This window comes from Rhizobium laguerreae, from assembly GCF_019778565.1.
Lineage (GTDB): Bacteria > Pseudomonadota > Alphaproteobacteria > Rhizobiales > Rhizobiaceae > Rhizobium > Rhizobium laguerreae.
Map to the genome: position 1 here is coordinate 77,858 of NZ_JAAXQT010000010.1, position 17,273 is coordinate 95,130.

Below are 17,273 nucleotides of genomic sequence, written 5' to 3' on the forward strand. Positions count from 1 at the left end.
TGTCATGGATTTCCCTCCCGGAAACCCATGACGACCCATCCTTCACAAAATTCAGACGGCCTGTTTCAGCGCCGCCTTTTCCGCGCGCAGCTCCTCGATCGAGCGAACGTTGCGGCGTGCGGCCCCCGCCCAGTCGCGGGTCTGCACCTTCGATTTCGACAGCCGCTCCTTGGCGGCCGGCACGGCATCGGCATATTGCGGCAGCCAGCGCGCCTGGGCAACGACCATCTCGTCGACCATCTGCCAGACCTCTTCGGGCGTCGAGACGGCGCCGACCAGCGGGTCGTGGAGCACGGCCAGCTTCAAGAGGTCGATGTCGCCTGATATCGCCGCGTGCACCGACATGCGCTGGACGTTGATCGAGGCGATGCAGGTGGCCGCACAAGCTTCCGGCAGGGTGACGCCGGAAACCATGTTGATGCCGAAGCGATCGACGAAGCCCGGCGATTCGATGATCGCATCGGACGGCAGGTTGGTAATGACGCCATTGTTCTTGACGTTGAAGTGGCCGCGATAGACCCGGTTCGTCTCCAGCGCCTCGAGGATATGGCTCGCATGTTCGTTCGAGCGCTTGGCGGGATCGATCGGCTTTGCGGCGGATTCCAGGAATTGCGGATATTCCGTCTCGAACCAGTTGCGCGTTTCGGTGGAATGGCGGAGATAGCCGCCGGTCTCGCCGTGGATCCAGTCGGACATATCGATCCAGCGGGTGATCTCGTCCGGCCGCTTGCGATACCAGGGCAGGTACTCCGAGAGATGGCCGTTGCTTTCGGTGGAATAGACGCCGAAACGCTTCAGCACGTCGATGCGCAATTTCTCCTGCTGCGAATAGACCGGATGCGCCTCGAAGGCGGCGATGAGCTCGTCCTTGCCGATCTTTCGGCCGTTGAGGCGCAGGTCGATGAACCACGTCTGGTGGTTGATGCCGGAGCAGATATAGTCGAGTTCACTCAGCGACTTTGCGCCGAGTACCTCGGCAATCTGTTCGGCGCCATGCTGGACACCGTGGCAGAGGCCGACAGTATCGACCTTGCCGTATTCGATCGCCGCCCAGGTGTTCATCGCCATCGGGTTGGCATAGTTCAGGAATTTCGCGCCGGGCTCCGCGACCTCGCGGATATCCTTGCAGAAGTCGAGGATGACCGGGATGTTGCGCTGGCCATAGAGGATGCCGCCGGCGCAGATCGTATCGCCGACGCACTGGTCGATGCCGTATTTCAGCGGGATCCTGATATCGTCGGCATAGGCCTCGAGCCCGCCGACCCGGACGCAGCTGATGACGTAGCGCGCGCCTTCCAGCGCCTGGCGTCGGTTGGTCGTCGCCGTCACCTTCGTCGGCAGCCCATTCGCCTCGACGACGCGGTCGAGGATCGCCTTGATCATTTCCAGATTGTGTTCGCTGATATCGGTCAGTGCAAACTCGATGTCGCGAAACTCCGGAACGCACAATATGTCGGTGAACAGCTTCTTGGTGAAACCGACGCTGCCCGCACCGATGATAGCGATTTTGAAACTCATGATCTTCACCTCGACCCAATCGAATGCTAAGGAAAAGACGGTTATGGAGGATCAGGCCGCATGCCGACGCATGTGGCTGAAAACACCGTAAAATCTGCCTTTTTCCTCCCGGCCGCTCTGTCGGCCGTGGTCTCTTCCTCGTGTCGGCCGGGATTATGCCCGAAATCGGCAGGGCGACCAGAGAAGGATTATGCTTTCAGGGGTAATTTTGTGCTGCAGGATTTGATCGCCAACGGACAGTCGATGAGGACGGTTTCGCTACCCCGCGGCCGCCAGCGACTGCACGCCATGCCGACCAGCGCCGGCTATGAAGTGCGTGAGAACGAGAGCTATGACTGGGACGGTCGCCGGCGCGGCCAGACTCCCTTCACCGTGCTGCAGCACACGATCAGCGGCAGCGGCCAGCTGCGCTACCAGCACCGCAACTATCGCCTTCAGGGTGGCGACACGCTGCTCGTCCTGGTGCCGCACAATCATCGCTACTGGCTGGAGAAGGGCGATCGCTGGGAATATTTCTGGATCTCGATGAACGGCGAGGAAACGCTGCGCATCCACCAGATGGTGCTGTCGACAGCCGGCCCGGTGCTGAAGCTCCAGCCCGCGACCATCGATCATCTCGCCGATTGCAGCCTGCGGCTGGTCAAGGGCGCGACGTCGCCGGGTGCCGCCTCGGCGATCGCCTATGAAGCGGCGATGGCGCTTTACGACGACGTCTTCGGCTCGCCGGCCTTCGCCGCCGAGCTCAGCCTCATGCAGCCGGTGATCGACCATATCAATGCCAATCTCGAAAAGCCGCTGCCGGTCAGCGAGCTTGCCGGCATCGTCGGCCTCAGCCGCGCGCATTTCTCGCGCAGCTTTGCCGAGAGCGAAGGCATGCCCCCGGCCGAATTCGTGCTGCAGCAACGCCTGCAGCGCGCCGTCAAGCTTTTGACCAAGGCGGACTTCCTGCCGGTCAAGGAAGTCGCCATCATGTGCGGCTTCGAGGACCCCAACTATTTCTCCAAAGTCTTCCGCCGCGTCTACGGCACCAACCCCACCGAATTCCGCACGACGGGCATGTATGCCAGCATCGGCAAGCTGAGATAGCTGGTCGTCCCCGGCTTGGCTTCAGGCCCGCACCTCGAACACCATGTTGAACGGCGTTTCCGTGGCGCGCCGGAAATGCGTGAACCCGGCGTCGAGCGCGACCTTTCGAAGCCTCATTTCTCCTGCCTGCGCGCCGAGCCCAAGCCCCACCTCCTGGGAGAGCGATGCCGGTGTGCAGATCATCGTCGACGCACCGTAATAGACACGGCCGACCGGATTGAGATTGTCCTTGAGATGGTCATGGGCAAAGGGCTCGACGATCAGCCACGTCCCGTTCGGTCCAAGCGTATCCTTGACATGCCGGCCGGCGCCAACTGGATCGCCCATGTCGTGAAGGCAGTCGAACATGGCGACCATGTCATAGTCTCGCCCCGGAAATTCCGCCGCCGAGCCCTCCTGGAAGGTCACACGGTCCGCAACACCCGCATCTTCGGCGGCGGCCTTTGCCCTTTCGATCGACGGGCCATGATAGTCGAAGCCGGTGAAGCGGGAGGCGGGATAGGCCTGCGCCATCAGGATGGTCGATGCCCCATGACCGCAGCCGACATCGGCGACGCTGGCTCCGGCCTTGAGCTTTTCCTCGACGCCGCCAAGGGCCGGAATCCATTCATTGACGAGATGGCTGTTATAGCCCGGACGAAAAAACCGCTCGGTTCCCCGGAAGAGGCAGGTGCTGTGCTCATGCCAGCCGAGACCCTTGCCGGAGCGGAAGGCATCAGCGACTTTTGGCTCGTCCATCCACATGGATTGAACGACCTCGAAGGCACCGACGAAAAAGGCCGGGCTGTTTTCCTCGGCAAACACCATCGCCTGCTCCGGCGTCAGGCTGAAACGATCGGTCTTTTCATCATAAGCGATGTAGTCGGCGGCCGCCTGGGCGCTCAGCCATTCCCTGACGTAGCGCTCCTTCACCCCCGTCTTCGCGGCAAGATCCTGGACGCTCATCGGCGTTCCGTCGGCCATCGCCTTGAAGAGCCCCACCTTGTCGCCAAGCACGACCAGGGCGCCTGACATGGCGGCGCCGACGTCGCCAACAAGGCGACCGACAAGCGCATCGAGTTTCTGCATATCTGGTTCACGCATTGTTGCCTCCCCCGGGCGCGATAAGGATGATCTAAATTAGACTTTAATGATATTCCGTCAATCACCTGGACCTTTTGCAGATGGGATACCAGCGGTCGAAGAATGTGATGGATGGGCTAACATCGCTTGTGTCGAGATGAGGTTTTCGTATAGTTTTGCGGAAGCAGACTACGCTTTTGATGCAAGGTTGTCGTTTTGTCTCTATCTTCTGCTCAATGTCGGGCTGCCCGGGCACTTCTGGAGTGGTCGCAGGACGACCTCTCGTCAGCCTCGAAAGTTGCCAAAGCGACGATTGCCAATTTCGAGGCCGGAAAGCGCTCTCCCTATGAACGCACACTTGAGGACATGAAGCAGGCGCTGGAAGTTGGCGGCGTCATTTTCATCCCCGAAAACGGCGGAGGGGCCGGCGTTCGCCTTGCGAAACGCGCGACCGCCTCGATCGACACGAACGAAACCCAGACGGTTCAATACGAGGAGCATCTCACAAATGACGCCCCTCCCGGTGCAGGCGGCTGAATGGCAAAGAAAGAGAAGCTTGAACACTCCGAACTGGCGGGAGAATTCACCGACGACGGAATCACCGTGCTCGTCGATATCTTCCGCACATCGGGCAGCAATGAAGACTGGACGATGGAAGTGGTCACGCAAGCGGAAGACCTGATCCGCTGGGACGAGCCATTTGCGACAGACAGGGATGCCTTCGACGAATTCCTTGCCGTCGTCGCCCGCGACGGCATTCGATCCTTTCTCGAAGAAGACGAGCCATCCGTGCATTGAGGAATATCCGTGAAAAGCATCAATGATCTCGTCGCATCGGCGAAAACCGTCTGCGATCGGTATCGGGCCGGGCGGATGGAGCGCGAGACCGTGCGGGAATGGGTTCTGGGACTCGGCGCCTATCCGCCGCCGCATGGTGACCGCGTGCGGGAAGCTGCGGAATGGTTCCGGCTGCACAATCGCGAACCTGTTTCCGAAGACATCGTGCTGGTGGACATCGATCGACTCGCAGCGATTGCGGCGCCGTGATCCCAGGCGTGCGAGCGGATAGGCGAGCTGCAAAGGCTCGCCTATCCGCTCGCACGCCAGCCATTGCCAAACCGTTCGATGCGGGACGGTTCCCCGGCGCGCGCCGGCGCTGTTTTGCGGTTGCCGCGCTGCCTCGATCCGGACTGGCGCAATTACGCCGTTACTCGGCGGCGTAGGACCAATGACGATCACGGGCCTTATGCATAATAGCCTCATCGCAGCTTCCATGCGGAGCCGTCGGGGGGTTCCGCTGCTTCGGCAAATGTGACACCCCTACCGCTGACATGGCTCCTGCATCTCACGCGCGAAGCGTACGTCAAGCGCGGTTAGGGCATTTTAATTCGTGCGATAAATAGAAGGAACAGCACGTGGCAGCATTTCCGGAAAAGGCAAAGGTCGTCATCATCGGGCTCGGCGGTATCGTCGGCGCCTCCATCGCGCATCATCTCGTGGAGCGGGGATGGGACGATATCGTCGGCATCGACAAGTCGGGCATACCGACGGATATCGGCTCGACAGCCCATGCCTCGGACTTCTGTTACACCACGAGCCACGACTATCTGTCGGTCTGGACAACGCAATATTCGATCGATTTCTACGAGAAGATGGGCCATTACGCCCGCATCGGCGGCCTCGAAGTGGCGCGCACCGGCGACGATGCCTGGATGGAGGAAATAAAGCGCAAGCTATCCTCGGCACGCGCTTTCGGCACGCGCGCTCATTATGTCAGCCCTTCCGAGATCAAGGAGAAGTTCCCGCTGATCGAGGAAGATCAGGTGATGGGCGGCCTTTACGATCCCGATGCCGGCCTCGTCATTCCGCGCTCGCAGACCGTTGCCGGCAAGCTGGTCGATGCCGCCGAAAAGGCCGGCAAGCTTAAGGTGTTCGGCAACACGCCGGCGAAGTCGCTGATCGTCGAAGGTGGCCGCATCAAGGGCGTCGTCACCCATCGCGGCACTATTATGGCCGACCACGTCATCGTCTGTGCCGGCCTCTGGGGGCGCCTGATCGCGGAGATGGTCGGCGAAGACCTGCCGGTCATGCCGGTCGACCACCCGCTCACCTTCTTCGGTCCGTATAATGAATTCGAAGGCACGGGCAAGGAAATCGGCTTCCCGCTGCTGCGCGACCAGGGCAACTCCGCCTATATGCGCGATACCGGCGACCCGGCGACGACGGAGGGCGGCCAGATCGAGTGGGGCTACTACGAAGCCACCAATCCGCGCATGTGCCATCCGCGCGACATTCTCGAAAAACACGAAGCGCGCCTTTCGCCCTCGCAGCGTGATCTCGAGATGGAACAGATCATCGAGCCGCTCGAGCGGGCCATGGAACTGACGCCGATCCTCGGCGAACTCGGCTATAACGAAGGTCACTCCTTCAACGGCCTGCTGCAGGTTTCCGCCGGCGGCGGCGCATCCTGCGGCGAGAGCCAGAAGGTGCGCGGTCTTTGGTATTGCGTTGCCATCTGGGTCAAGGACGGCCCGGGCTATGGCAAGCTGATCGCCGACTGGATGACCGATGGCCGTACAGAAATCGATCACAACAGCATCGACTACGCCCGCTTCTATCCGCATCAGTTGACGGAAGAGTTCATCGAGGGCCGCTGCTACGAAGCCGCCCAGAAGATCTATTTCCCGGCTGTTCACACCCGCGAACCCTATGCATCCGGCCGCAACGCCAAGCGCTCGCCCTTCTACGAACGCGAAAAGGAACTCGGCGGCTACTTCATGGAACTTGGCGGCTGGGAGCGTGCGCATGGCTACGCCGCCAACGAACACCTTCTGGAGAAATACGCCGACCGCGTCCCGGTCCGCGAGAATGAATGGGACAGCCGCCATTTCTGGCGCGTATCGAATGCCGAGCATCTGGCGATGAGCGAGGATTGCGGCATCGTCAATCTCAGCCACTTCCACATGGTCGATATCGAGGGACCCGACCATGTCGAACTGATGGAATGGCTGTGCGCCGCCAAGATCGGTGGCGATGCAAACATCGGCAAGGGCATTTACACCCACTTCCTCGACGACGAAGGCATGGTGCGCGCTGACTTCACAGTCTTCCGCATGGCCGATCGATGCCGTCTCGTCAACGGCGCCGATGCCGGCCCGCGCGACCTGCACTACATGAAACGCGTCGCCGAAGACCGCGGCCTCGACGTGATCATCACCGACGTCTCGGAAAAATTCGTGACGATCGGCATCTGGGGTCCGAACGCGCGCGACACGCTGAAGAAGGCCGTGGCCGATCCGGCCGGGCTCGATCAGGAAAATTTCGCCTTTGCGGCGATCAAGCCGATCGAAATCGCCGGTAAGCCTGTCACCGCTTTCCGCATCTCCTATGTCGGCGAGCAGGGCTGGGAATTGCACATGAAGTACGAAGACGGCCTCGCCGTCTGGGATGCGCTGCGGTCGACCGGCGTGATGGCCTTCGGCGTCGAAACCTATGCAAACTCGCGCCGCATGGAAAAGAGCCTACGCCTGCAGAACGCCGACCTGCTGACCCAGTACAACCTGATCGAAGCCGATCTCGCCCGTCCGAAGGTCAAGGAAGCCGATTTCCGCGGCAAGGCAAAACATCTGGAATACAAGGCGCGCGAACACCAGCCGGCCATGCTCTGCACGCTTGTGATGACCGAGAATACCGACAAATCAGGCGTGAAGCGTTATCCCGTCGGCAATATGCCGGTTGTCGATCCCGCCACGGGAGAGGTTCTGGTCGACGAGCTTGGCCGTCGGTCCTACACGACCTCGGTCGCCTACGGCCCAACGGTCGGAAAGAACATCGCCTTGGCCTATCTGCCTTGGTCGCATTGCCAGGTCGGACGCAGGCTGAATGTCGAATATTTCGCCGAAACTTTTCCGGTCGAGGTTGTCGGCGTCGGGTACAAGCCGATCTATGACCCAGAAAATCTGAAGCCGCGCAGCTGAGCACTCACGTGCATGTGGCGCCGCAAACACGGGGCGCCACGCTGAACGGCGGCTCGATGAGCTCGCTGGTGACACCTGTTCCAGGGGCCCAATAGCTGCTCTAAATCAAAGAAATAGAGCATGATGTTGTCGGCATCATGCTCGAGGCTATTTCCCCTGAAACTTCTTCCGCGCCGCGCGCACCACGCTCTCGGCGAGGATCAGCAGGCAGCCGAGGAGAAGCAGAGCGGCGGCGAGCAGCGCGTCGGCATGGGCGAATTTCACCAGCACGCCGACGACAGCGATCAGCAGCAGCGCCGCCAGCGCCAATGCGCCGTCGTCGATGAACATGCCGAAGAATTCCTTGAACACGACTTTAAGAATATTCGTCATGCGGCGACCTCGGCATGGGCGTTGAAATACTGGCGCAGCATCCGGACCGCGGCGAAGGAAAAGACGGCAAGCACGGCAAGGATCGCCAGGAGCGAAAGATCGTCGCCCGGCCAGTCGGCGCCGATGCCCTCGCCGACCCAGAAAATGCCGAAGGCGCTAAGCAGCAGCCCGACGACAAATTTGAGACTGTTCTCCGGAACCGCCGAAAGCGGTTTGTGCACGAAGATGCCGATGATCAGCACCAAAAGGCAAGCCGCAGCGGCCCCAAGGCTGGCATAGCCGATCATGCCATGTCCGGCGCCGGTGGCGATGACGATGAACACCACCTCGATCCCCTCGAGCAGCACGGCCTTGAAGGCGGCAATGCCCGCCAGGAGATTGGCGCGGCGCTCTGAGGATTGGCGCCTCAGGCTGTCCGTCTCGGCGGCAAAGGCCTTGTCCTCGTCGTGCAGCGCGATGAAGCCCGAAGCCCTGAGGATCGCCTTGCGCAACCAGCGCAGGCCGAAGAGAACGAGCAGCGTTCCGATGACGAACTGCATCAGCTCGGCGGAATGAGGCCGAGCAATGGACCGAGCGCCAGCACAAGGATGGCCAGAACGCCGAGCGCAAGACCGGTGCCGATAAAGGCCGGCCGCCAGCTTTGCGTGACGCCGACGGCGAGGATGATAGTGAAGGCTTCAACAACCTCGACGAAGGATCCGAGAAATGCGGCCGCGACCGTCGAGGTGATCGTTGTCAGAGTTGTCATGGTTTTTGTCCGTTATACGGCGGAGATCAATGCGTTGTTGATGCCGGCAGCACTGTGCAACAGCTGCGAGAAAGGAAACAGGCGTGCGCGGCTAAAGATTGTGCATGAAGGTATTGAAGGATGAAATCGAAAATCTGGAAGCGCATCCGCCTTGATCGACATCCCCTATCTCTCCGCCGTCAACGCGATGGACGAGACTTGGGAGAGCTATCTTCTGTCACCGTTTTCAGCCTCGGCGGCAGCGTCAGGCGCGCGGCTCGGAATGAACCGCTTCGAGATCAGCCAGCAGCCGAGCGCCCAGAGCGCACCTGCGCACCATCCGGCGAAGACGTCCGTGGGGTAATGGACTCCGAGATAGACCCGGCTCAAACCGACAATGACGGCAAGGAAGACGCCGGCGCCCATGACGAAGATCCGCGTCGACGGATAACGCTGCGTTCGCGCGACAAGCGCGCCTAGGGTCAGATAGGTTACCGCCGACACCATGGCATGTCCGCTAGGAAAGCTGAGATCGCTCACTTCGACCAGATGCGGAACGATATCGGGACGCGGCCGGGCGACAAGGATCTTCAGTGTCGCGCTGGCCAGCCAGCCGGTCAGCACCGAGGAAAAGACGAAGATAGCGATCGGCCAGCGCCGGTCGAACAAAAGATAGATGGTGATCAGAGCCGTCAGGAGCGAGAGAACGGTGATGCCGCCAAGGGCGGTGATATCGTCGACGGCATGAGTCAGCCATCCGGGGCCGATCGGCACGGCAAGATCGTCCGCACGTCTCAACGCCAGCAGGATCACCTCATCGAAGCGAAAGGACTCGCCTTCCAGGACTTCACTCGTCAGCCGCTGGAGCACGAACAGTCCGCCCGCGATCGACGCCAGCGTAATCAGCGTCAGCGGTTCATAGGCGGTAAGCCTTGTGAGAAAACCTTGTCGTTGAACCTCAGTCATGCCTGCCGTCGAGCTCCCTTTACATGATGCCGGTCCTCGCCAGATTGGCAACGCGACCTCAGGATTCAAGGCCCAGCTGCATGCAAGAACGTTCCTGAAGCGAGTTTTTAAGGTCGGCGAAGCCGCCTCCATGGTTCATCGGCGCCACCCGCGAGATGGGGGAAGGGATTGATCCGGTCGCGTCCTGGCAAAGGTCTGCCGCAGGCGGGTCGGAAAAAACGCGTTGCTGCCGCCGCCCTAAGGGAAAGGGCTCCGATCACCCCGCCAGCGATGCTATATATCCTGGTCGATGAGACTGGTGAAGCTCGCCAGATCCCTGGCCGTCAGATGCGGAATCCGCCTGATATTCATGGCGAACTGTGGGCAGCGAAGATCGGCAAGAAACATCGGCAGGTTTGTCGCTACGTCTTAGGTAAGCGTATGATTTATTGATACAAATTTGTTTTCAACTATCGGCAAAACCATCGACATGTTGCAAACTTCAAAGATCGGCAATCAACATCGGCAATTTTCTTGATTTAGGCGTGTTAACCTCCTAAATATAATCATGTTTTCGAGATAAAAAGATCGGCAAAAAATGGCAGAAGAAGTCCCGACCCGAATTGAGCCCGCATTTTTCGAGGAAAGCATCCCATCCTCGATCTCCGATCTGGTTGTGGAGATTCAGGCGGCAGCTGCGAAGCTGGGCTACGGCCTGCACAACGACGCCGCCTTCGAGCTCTCTGACCTCGTGAGGGTGATGAACTGCTATTACTCGAACCTGATCGAAGGGCACAACACGCGTCCTAAGGACATCGAGCGAGCGCTCGCGGGCGTTGAAATTGAGGAGGCTACGCGCCCTCTGGTCTTGGAGGCAAAGGCGCATGTTGTCGTTCAGCGTGAAATTGACCGTTTGAGCCGGGATGGTGCGTTGCCATCACCAACATCTTCCGAGTTCATCGCTTGGGTACATCGTCGCTTTTATGAGGAGATGCCGGAAGAATTCCGCTTCGTCGAAGGCCGTGATGGACCTAAGGTCGAGATCGTTCCCGGCGCCTTCAGATCAAAAAGCGAAGACGATGTCTCCGTCGGTCGGCACCAGCCGCCATCCTCCGCGTATGTCAAAGCGCTCATGGAACATTTTTCCAAGCGCTACGCAGCCGCGCAGGCCGGAGCTACCAACAAGATCATTGCCATCGCGGCGGCGCATCATCGTCTCAACTTCATCCACCCCTTCATGGACGGGAACGGCCGGGTGAGCCGGCTGATGTCGCACGCCATGGCTCAGGAAGCAGGTGTGGGCGGGAAAGGGCTGTGGTCCATATCGCGTGGCTTGGCCCGTGGCCTCAAAGACAAGACAGAATACAAAAGCATGATGGATCATGCCGACCAGCAGCGGATGAATGATAGAGATGGCCGAGGCAATCTTTCTGCAAAGGCACTTCAAGACTTTTGCGAATGGTTTTTGTCGGCGGCCCTTGATCAGATTCAGTTTTCCAATGCTGTCTTCTCTTTCGACAAGCTTGAAAGCCGTTATCGCAAATTGATCGAAGATGTTATCGACGATAAGCGTGCCCCGGACATCATCTCGGCAGCCCTGAAACATGGCTCGATAGATCGCGGTGATATCGGCTTCATCACGAAGTCGCCCGACCGCACAGCGCGAAACACATTGAAGGCCCTGCTCGATGGTGGCTTTCTGAAGTCCTCCTCACCGAAAACACCCGTGCGGATTGCTTTCCCGCTTGATTACCGCGAGCGGCTATTCCCCAATCTTTTCACAGATGGGGAGATAGATGCGCCAAAGCCGCCTGTTCCGTCATTCATCACTCAGACGCGCACGAAAGAGGCTGCCATTCGGTCTTCCTTCAAGCCACCTTCCAATGAAGATGAGGAATTTCAAAAGCGCGTCACGGTATCACTGCCCTGCAGCAATCGCTTGGCGCGAGAAGTACCTTAGGCAAAATAGCGGCCCAAGAACTCGCAACGACCGAACCTACGACGATAGATTGGCAATTTGTCGAGGACCGCGTGATTTCTCAGAGCATTGGAGAGTACGGGCATTCTCGCGCGGAGGTCATCGAAGCGCTTTGCGAGTTCAGCCCTGGCGCAGTGTCACAGGAACAGAAGGATGAGATTGAAAAGCGCGTCTTTGCCGCCGCACCCGCGCTAGCGGCAAAATACAATAAACGCATCATGGACCGAAAGCCAAAACGCTAAGATTGCTGGCCGTGCGCCGCGTTGAACCTCCGGTCATGCCTGCCGTCGAACTCCCTTTTCATAATGTCGGTCCTCGCCTCAAGGCCCTGCCCCATTCCACGGCGCTCCTGAAGCGAGTTTTTGCGGTCGGCGAGGCCGCCGTCCATGGTCTCGACACCACCCGCGAGATGGGGAAAGGCATTTCGACGGGGAGCCGTTCCCATGGAGCGTACGAGGGAATGTTCCTTCAACTCAGCGTCTTTCGCGAGGATCAGCCCACCTTGCCAACGATACCCTTCCCGCTTTGGCTGAGAGCCCGGATGGGCTCCATGGACATCATGCCAATGCGTTGTTGATGGCCGCGATCAGCGCGGCTCCGGAAAATTGCTTCTGCAGATAAGCAACGCATCCCACCTTTTCCGCCTCCGCCTTCACGGCGCCGGATTCCAGCGCCGTGATGAAGATTACCGGAAGGACAGACCCTTCGGCCTTCAGCCTGCGTTGCAGATCAATGCCGGACATGCCACCGAGGTCGATATCAAGGACAAGGCAATCTATCGGCTTTTTCCGATCGCGAGCGAGAAAGTCCTCGGCGGACACATACTCCTCAGCCAGAAAACCATAGGCGTTGAGCAGCCGCCCGAGGCTGCGCCGCAGGCTTGCGTCATCATCGACGACAGCGACCGTGCGGCGAAGCTTCTCCACCTCATGCCCCCTCCTCTTTCGAACACATAAGAGATCGACGGTTCCTGGCCAGAGTAGGCCAGTTGGAGGTCGATTGATATTGTCCTAAGGGGAAGGAGTCACCTGTCACCCGCCGGCGATGTCGTATCCTGTTCGATGAGGCCGATATTCGCCGCGATCGACACCGCCTCTGCCAGCGAGCGCACGCCAAGTTTTTCCATGACCTGATGTCGATGTACCTTCACCGTGCGCTCCGAGATGCCGAGCGCAAAAGCGATCTGCTTGTTGAGACGGCCGCGAATGAGGAACTGGAACACTTCAGCCTCGCGCGGACTAAGCCCCGCCACCAGGGCCTGCTGGGCTCGAAGGCGGTCGTGTCCGGCCCGCTGCCTTTCATATTGGATGAGAGCGCGATCGATCGCCTCCATCAATGCCGCTGTGTTCGAACTCTTCTCCAGAAAATCCTTGGCGCCCGCCTTCATCGCCTCGACGCTTGCCTTGATGTCTCCTTTTCCGGTCAGAAAGACGACCGGCAATAGCGGCGCCAGCTCGCGCAGCCGCCGTTGAATCTGCAGGCCGGACTGACCAGGCATCTGGAGGTCGAGAAGAACGCAGCCCGGTTCGCAAGCGGAAAGGCCGGCGAGAAACTGGTCTCCGGATTCATGGGCTTCTACCTTGAGGCCGTGTGCGGAAAGCAGCCTTGCGATCGCCGTCCGGTAGGATTTGTCGTCATCGACGATATGGACAATCGGTTTCATCTCGATCGCTCCTCCCTGTGGGCGAGCGGCAGGGCCACGCGAAAGACTGCGCCTCCTTCGGGGCGGTTGTCGGCACGGATCGTCCCGCCATAGGTCTCGAGAATGGCGCGGGCTATGGAAAGCCCAAGCCCGGTACCCGCCTGCTTGGTTGTATAGAACGGCTCGAAGATGCGGATCAGCCTCTCTTCGGGAATGCCGTCTCCGGTGTCGGAGACCCGCAGCTCCGCCTTCTCGTTCGCCAGTCCAGTTGCGAAGCTAAGCGTTCTCCCGGTCGGGACCGCGTTCAGCATGGCATCCATCCCGTTGGTCGCCAGGTTGAGAATAACCTGCTGCACGTGAACCTTGTCGGCACGTACCGGCAGCTCGCCCGGCGGCTGGGTTGAGGTCAGCTTAATTCCGCGCCGTTCCGCCTCGCCGTGAATGATGCGGATTGCGCTCGATGTCACATCGTTCAGATCGAACTCCTGCCAATCGATCTCGTCTCTTTTCTTGAGCAATCCTCTCATCCGGCTGATGATATCGCCTGCGCGCTGATCGTCTTCCTGGATGTCGAGGAGAATCTGCTGGATCAGTTCGTGATCCGGGTTCTCGCTTCGCAGCAGCATCGAGGCTGCCTCGGCATTGTTTCTGATTGCCGAAAGAGGCTGATTCAGTTCGTGAGCGATGGACGAGGATAACGCACCGGCTGTCGCGGACTGATTGAGATGAACGGCTTCCAGCAAATGAAGTTGCGCGCTGCGCTCGGCGTCGCGGCGCCGCCTCCGCTCGAGCAGCAGCACCGAGATGATGCCAGCTTGCGCCAGCAGGAGACCGCTCACCGCCGTCAATATGACCCAGTGTTCCTCCCAGAGACTCCTCTCCTTGTGCATCTGGATCGTGCCCGGCGGCAGATCCTTTTCGGCAAGCCCCCAGCGCTGAAGTTGTCGGGCATCGGCGACATAGGTCTGGGGCGCTTCGAGATCGGACACCGTCTTGCCGGCGATCGCACCGATGACCAGGTCGCCGACGGTGCGGCCTAGCGCATCGAATGTGACGGTATTGCCCCCGACGACGCCATGATCGATGTAGGTCTGGTAGGGTCCGTAGACAGGCGCGCTGGCGGTCGCTGCGATCTGCCTGATCGCGTCGCGCGGAATGAAGTTGCGCCCTGTCCGATCCTTGAAGACCGTCAATGCCAGGATGATGCTGTCGGGCGGCACGCGGGATGCGCGTTCGACGAATTCGTCGATCGTCAGATCTTCCAGATAGGTGGTCGTATCAAAGGACTGGGAGAACTGTTTCAAATCCGCGCGGGCCGTCGTCAGCCAACTCCGGTCGAAGTCGGACGAGCCTCCGACGATGTAGAGGTGGCGGGCATCGGGCTGCAGGCTCCGGGCCATCTCGGCCGTCTTCAGAATGTTGAATGTCGAAAAGGCTCCGATCACGTCATCCGGCAAAGCGATTTTCTCGGCAGTGGCGGTGCCGAAACCGGCGGCGACGATTTTTGCGCCGGGAGCTATCGTGCCGCGGTTCGCGACGATGAAGCTGGCGGATTCCCGGCCGACGGCCACGACCACGTCAGGGCGGCGTGCTGCGTATTTCTCGCCCAAATATTGGGCCATGCGCGCGATATGGTCGTTTTCCGGAAACCGCGAGAGATCAAGGAATTCGGAAAACAGATCGATCTTGCCGTTGGTCGCCTGCAGCAAACGGCTCCGCAACGCCTCACCGGCAGCGGTCGTCGCCGCGACCCTCTCGTCATAAGGATAGAGAACGAGGACGCGGGGAACCCGGTCGATCACGGCAATCGAGGGGTCGGAAGCTGCTGCCTGACGAGTGCACACACCCAGGGCGGCCACCGCCAACAAAAAGGCAGTGCAGCATAATCGACCTGACCATTTGCCCAAGCCCATCAGCTTTCCCCCCAAAGCCGGGCGAACAATAACAGCTTCCCGCTGCGACGTCATCTGCCATAGCACTACTTTCGATTGCTTCCCGAGAGCGGGATTCCCCAAAGTACAATATCGGGCGAAGGCCGTATTCGCTAAGGTCCAACGCGCCGGGGCAGATATGCGGTCGGCTTCGTAACCCGCCGGAGACAGCTACGGCAGGAACGTCATTTTCAAAGCAGTCCGGTCGAGCACGCATGCGATCGCAGACCTTTGCCGCGAGCGACACCGTCATCGACCAAACTCCAACGGAGGGATTTGACATGGACGGCAGAATCCTTATCCGCTGCATCGGAGCCTTGGCTTCATCCACCATTCTGTGGTTGGCAGCCTTGCCCGTGCAAGCGCAGGACTCTCAGCGAAAACCCAACATCCTGTTCATCGTTTCGGATGATACCGGCTACGGCGATCTCGGCCCCTATGGCGGGGGTGAAGGGCGCGGGATGCCGACCCCGAACATCGACAAGCTGGCCGACGAAGGCATGACCTTCTTTTCCTTCTACGCCCAGCCGAGCTGCACGCCCGGTCGCGCCGCCATGCAAACGGGACGCATTCCCAACCGCAGCGGCATGACGACGGTCGCCTTTCAAGGCCAGGGCGGCGGATTGCCCGCGGCCGAATGGACGCTTGCATCCGTGCTGAAACGCGGTGGCTATCACACCTACTTCACCGGCAAATGGCATCTCGGCGAAGCGGACTATGCTCTGCCGATTGCGCAAGGCTATGACGAGATGCGGTACACCGGCCTCTATCATCTGAATGCCTACACCTACGCGGACCCAACGTGGTTTCCGGACATGGACCCGAAGCTGCGTGAAATGTTCCAAAGGGTGACGAAGGGGGCGCTTTCCGGCAAGGCCGGTGGACCTGTCACCGAAGACTTCAAAGTCAACGGTCAATATGTCGATACGCCGGTTATCGACGGCAAGGAGGGCGTCGTCGGCATCCCCTACTTCGACAGCTATGTCGAAAAAGCAGCGCTGGAATTCCTCGACGCCGCCGCCAAGAAGCCCGACGAGCCATTCTACATCAATGTAAATTTCATGAAGGTGCACCAGCCAAACATGCCGGCGCCCGAATTCGAGCACAAGTCGCTGTCCAAGAGCAAGTATGCCGACTCGATCGTGGAGCTGGACACCCGTATTGGCCGGATCATGGACAAGCTGCGTGAAACGGGAATGGACCGGAATACACTCGTGTTCTACACCACCGATAATGGCGCTTGGCAGGATGTCTATCCGGACGCCGGGTACACCCCCTTGCGAGGCACCAAGGGCACGTTGCGCGAGGGCGGCAATCGCGTCCCTGCGATCGCGGTCTGGCCGGGAAAGATCAAGCCTCGCACGTCGAACCATGACATCGTCGGCGGGCTCGATCTAATGGCGACTTTTGCCGCAGTCGGCGCGGTCCCTCTTCCGACAGAGGACCGCGAAAACAAGCCAATCATTTTCGATAGCTATGATATGTCGCCTATCCTCCTTGGCACGGGGAAATCGGAACGGAAATCCTGGTTCTACTTCACTGAAAATGAGCTGTCGCCAGGTGCTATTCGGGTCAATAACTACAAGTTTGCGTTCAATATCCGTGGCGACGACGGAGCGTCGACCGGCGGACTGGCGGTTGATTCAAACCTCGGTTGGAAGGGGCCGGACAAGTATGTCGCGACGGTTCCCCAGGTGTTCGACCTCTGGCAGGATCCGCAAGAGCGCTATGACATCTTCATGAACAACTTTGCGGAACGAACCTGGATGGGCGTTGTCATGGGCGAAGAGCTCCAGAAGATCATGGCGACCTACATGAAGTATCCTCCCCGAAAGATGCAGAGCGTCGGCTACACGGGTCCGATCACTCTCTCGAACTATGAACGCTTTCAATGGGTGCGGGATCAACTCGCCAAGGATGGCGTGACGCTCACCCTCCCGACCGGGAATTGACAAAGAGCGGCGGCTCTCGAGGCCGCCGCCCGTTCTTGTTTTCCCTGTTGCCAACCCTGGAGAATGACCAATGTCTCTTGTCC

At 59.7% G+C, this 17,273-nt stretch carries 15 protein-coding genes and 1 pseudogene; 8 read left to right on the top strand and 8 right to left on the bottom strand.

Going from position 1 to position 17,273, the window contains the following annotated elements:
- Positions 1-51: 51 nt before the first annotated feature.
- A complete protein-coding gene (gene melA, locus HFO71_RS27115; protein ID WP_221988637.1) occupies positions 52-1,518 on the bottom strand; it encodes an alpha-glucosidase/alpha-galactosidase in 1,467 nt (488 codons plus the stop codon).
- Positions 1,519-1,578: 60 nt separating this feature from the next.
- Here melA and HFO71_RS27120 point away from each other — a divergent pair, with 60 nt between their 5' ends.
- Positions 1,579-2,604 (top strand): AraC family transcriptional regulator, encoded by a 1,026-nt coding sequence (locus HFO71_RS27120; RefSeq protein WP_207159552.1) that lies wholly within the window; start codon positions 1,579-1,581, stop codon positions 2,602-2,604.
- Between the two features lie 21 nt (positions 2,605-2,625).
- On the opposite strand, the gene HFO71_RS27125 is transcribed toward HFO71_RS27120, so the two are convergent.
- Positions 2,626-3,687 (bottom strand): class I SAM-dependent methyltransferase, encoded by a 1,062-nt coding sequence (locus tag HFO71_RS27125; RefSeq protein WP_221988638.1) that lies wholly within the window; start codon positions 3,685-3,687, stop codon positions 2,626-2,628.
- 195 nt (positions 3,688-3,882) lie between these two features.
- Here HFO71_RS27125 and HFO71_RS27130 point away from each other — a divergent pair, with 195 nt between their 5' ends.
- From HFO71_RS27130 to HFO71_RS27150, 5 genes are all read left to right on the top strand, one after another.
- On the top strand, positions 3,883-4,203 hold the full coding sequence (locus tag HFO71_RS27130; protein WP_131640750.1) for a helix-turn-helix domain-containing protein: 321 nt from the start codon (positions 3,883-3,885) through the stop codon (positions 4,201-4,203).
- Positions 4,204-4,464, top strand: coding sequence for a hypothetical protein (locus tag HFO71_RS27135; protein ID WP_131661943.1), 261 nt, complete (start codon positions 4,204-4,206; stop codon positions 4,462-4,464).
- Positions 4,465-4,473: 9 nt separating this feature from the next.
- A complete protein-coding gene (locus tag HFO71_RS27140) occupies positions 4,474-4,713 on the top strand; it encodes a hypothetical protein (protein WP_017957896.1) in 240 nt (79 codons plus the stop codon).
- Between the two features lie 136 nt (positions 4,714-4,849).
- The gene (locus HFO71_RS36590) at positions 4,850-4,981 is read left to right on the top strand and encodes a hypothetical protein (RefSeq protein WP_338150491.1); all 132 of its coding nucleotides are present in this window, start codon (positions 4,850-4,852) and stop codon (positions 4,979-4,981) included.
- A gap of 100 nt (positions 4,982-5,081) precedes the next feature.
- Positions 5,082-7,643 (top strand): GcvT family protein, encoded by a 2,562-nt coding sequence (locus HFO71_RS27150; RefSeq protein ID WP_168337042.1) that lies wholly within the window; start codon positions 5,082-5,084, stop codon positions 7,641-7,643.
- A 147-nt stretch (positions 7,644-7,790) separates the two neighbouring features.
- Here HFO71_RS27150 and HFO71_RS27155 read toward each other — a convergent pair whose 3' ends face one another.
- The 3 genes and pseudogenes from HFO71_RS27155 to HFO71_RS27165 all read right to left on the bottom strand — a co-directional run bounded on the left by HFO71_RS27155 (position 7,791) and on the right by HFO71_RS27165 (position 9,708).
- Positions 7,791-8,015 carry a hypothetical protein gene (locus HFO71_RS27155; protein ID WP_065283859.1) on the bottom strand — a complete coding sequence of 75 codons (225 nt, stop codon included), beginning with the start codon at positions 8,013-8,015 and terminating at the stop codon, positions 7,791-7,793.
- Positions 8,012-8,763: pseudogene (locus tag HFO71_RS27160) on the bottom strand (COG4280 domain-containing protein). The gene HFO71_RS27155 and the pseudogene HFO71_RS27160 overlap by 4 nt, the downstream one beginning before the upstream one ends.
- 207 nt (positions 8,764-8,970) lie before the next feature.
- Positions 8,971-9,708, bottom strand: a complete 738-nt coding sequence (locus HFO71_RS27165; RefSeq protein WP_131661946.1) for a phosphatase PAP2 family protein — start codon at positions 9,706-9,708, stop codon at positions 8,971-8,973.
- 577 nt (positions 9,709-10,285) lie between these two features.
- Between HFO71_RS27165 and HFO71_RS27170 the strand changes: the two genes are divergently transcribed.
- On the top strand, positions 10,286-11,647 hold the full coding sequence (locus HFO71_RS27170; protein WP_221988639.1) for a Fic family protein: 1,362 nt from the start codon (positions 10,286-10,288) through the stop codon (positions 11,645-11,647).
- A 575-nt stretch (positions 11,648-12,222) separates the two neighbouring features.
- On the opposite strand, the gene HFO71_RS27175 is transcribed toward HFO71_RS27170, so the two are convergent.
- The 3 genes from HFO71_RS27175 to HFO71_RS27185 form a co-directional block, all read right to left on the bottom strand.
- Positions 12,223-12,591: a response regulator transcription factor gene (locus tag HFO71_RS27175; protein WP_131640745.1), complete on the bottom strand. Its 369-nt coding sequence runs from the start codon at positions 12,589-12,591 to the stop codon at positions 12,223-12,225.
- A 98-nt stretch (positions 12,592-12,689) separates the two neighbouring features.
- Positions 12,690-13,328: a response regulator transcription factor gene (locus HFO71_RS27180; RefSeq protein WP_221988641.1), complete on the bottom strand. Its 639-nt coding sequence runs from the start codon at positions 13,326-13,328 to the stop codon at positions 12,690-12,692.
- Positions 13,325-15,220 (bottom strand): sensor histidine kinase, encoded by a 1,896-nt coding sequence (locus HFO71_RS27185; RefSeq protein ID WP_221988642.1) that lies wholly within the window; start codon positions 15,218-15,220, stop codon positions 13,325-13,327. Before HFO71_RS27185 ends, HFO71_RS27180 begins: the two co-directional genes overlap by 4 nt.
- A 299-nt stretch (positions 15,221-15,519) precedes the next feature.
- Here HFO71_RS27185 and HFO71_RS27190 point away from each other — a divergent pair, with 299 nt between their 5' ends.
- Complete coding sequence (locus HFO71_RS27190; RefSeq protein WP_221988644.1) at positions 15,520-17,190, top strand: arylsulfatase; 1,671 nt, start codon at positions 15,520-15,522, stop codon at positions 17,188-17,190.
- Positions 17,191-17,273: the final 83 nt, after the last annotated feature.

Bases quoted from the DNA above. Each gene is read 5' to 3' on its own strand.
- melA (WP_221988637.1), bottom strand. From the start codon at position 1,518: ATGAGTTTCAAAATCGCTATCATCGGTGCGGGCAGCGTCGGTTTCACC.
- HFO71_RS27120 (WP_207159552.1), top strand. From the start codon at position 1,579: ATGCCGACGCATGTGGCTGAAAACACCGTAAAATCTGCCTTTTTCCTC.
- HFO71_RS27125 (WP_221988638.1), bottom strand. From the start codon at position 3,687: ATGCGTGAACCAGATATGCAGAAACTCGATGCGCTTGTCGGTCGCCTT.
- HFO71_RS27135 (WP_131661943.1), top strand. From the start codon at position 4,204: ATGGCAAAGAAAGAGAAGCTTGAACACTCCGAACTGGCGGGAGAATTC.
- HFO71_RS27155 (WP_065283859.1), bottom strand. From the start codon at position 8,015: ATGACGAATATTCTTAAAGTCGTGTTCAAGGAATTCTTCGGCATGTTC.
- HFO71_RS27165 (WP_131661946.1), bottom strand. From the start codon at position 9,708: ATGACTGAGGTTCAACGACAAGGTTTTCTCACAAGGCTTACCGCCTAT.
- HFO71_RS27170 (WP_221988639.1), top strand. From the start codon at position 10,286: ATGGCAGAAGAAGTCCCGACCCGAATTGAGCCCGCATTTTTCGAGGAA.
- HFO71_RS27180 (WP_221988641.1), bottom strand. From the start codon at position 13,328: ATGAAACCGATTGTCCATATCGTCGATGACGACAAATCCTACCGGACG.
- HFO71_RS27185 (WP_221988642.1), bottom strand. From the start codon at position 15,220: ATGGGCTTGGGCAAATGGTCAGGTCGATTATGCTGCACTGCCTTTTTG.
- HFO71_RS27190 (WP_221988644.1), top strand. From the start codon at position 15,520: ATGGACGGCAGAATCCTTATCCGCTGCATCGGAGCCTTGGCTTCATCC.